This window comes from Stenotrophomonas sp. GbtcB23 (genome assembly GCF_019091045.1).
In the GTDB taxonomy this organism is placed as follows: domain Bacteria; phylum Pseudomonadota; class Gammaproteobacteria; order Xanthomonadales; family Xanthomonadaceae; genus Stenotrophomonas; species Stenotrophomonas rhizophila_A.
Map to the genome: position 1 here is coordinate 1 of NZ_JAGXKC010000390.1, position 275 is coordinate 275.

Annotated in this window: 1 protein-coding gene; it reads right to left on the reverse strand. The window is 59.3% G+C overall.

Going from position 1 to position 275, the window contains the following annotated elements:
• Positions 1-275, reverse strand: a 275-nt coding sequence (locus tag KVS69_RS19520; protein WP_345776834.1) for an ATP-binding cassette domain-containing protein, incomplete at both ends; no start/stop codon positions are given.

Genomic DNA, 275 nt, shown 5'->3' on the forward strand with positions numbered 1-275 from the left:
CTCCGGAGAACTCATGGGGATAACGGAACAGATGTTCGGAACGGAGGCCGACCTGCAGCAGCAATTCCATGACCCGCTCGGTGCGTTGGCTCGCCGTCATGTTGACGACATCCCTATGGATCACCAGCGGCTCGGCGACGATGTCGTGGATCGTCATCCGCGGATCAAGCGAAGCATAAGGGTCCTGGAAGACGATCTGCAGGCGCGATCGCAGCCGTCGCATCTGAAGCGGAGTGAGCCTGTGGATATCCGCACCATCGAAAAGGATGTTGCCG